The organism is Parendozoicomonas verongulae, assembly GCF_009711465.1.
Taxonomy (GTDB): Bacteria; Pseudomonadota; Gammaproteobacteria; order Pseudomonadales; family Endozoicomonadaceae; genus Sansalvadorimonas; species Sansalvadorimonas verongulae.
The window spans coordinates 1738-1960 of the sequence record NZ_SMME01000702.1 but is presented as its reverse complement, the minus strand read 5'-3'; the positions used below and the strand labels follow the sequence as shown (position 1 = coordinate 1960).

General features: G+C 47.1%; 1 protein-coding gene. It reads right to left on the bottom strand.

Features of this window, described 5'->3' with window-relative positions:
- Positions 1-223: hypothetical protein (locus E1189_RS23415; protein ID WP_196221135.1), on the bottom strand; the 223-nt coding region annotated here is incomplete at both ends.

Here is a 223-nt window from a genome sequence, read left to right as displayed (position 1 = left end):
CCCAATGCAGCGCTTTCCCCAACAGAGTCGTATGTGCGGGTGATATGTCCTCAACTTCCGTTAATTCCCGGAAGTTGCGGATGCTAAAACATAAACAGGTTTCGAACCCTGAAAACAACTGTTTTTCGAGTTGCAGCCCATCAAACTTCTCCCACTCTCCCGTATCAATAAAAACAGATGCAATACCCAATTCGATATCTTTGTCCCGACAGGGGGTGTTCGC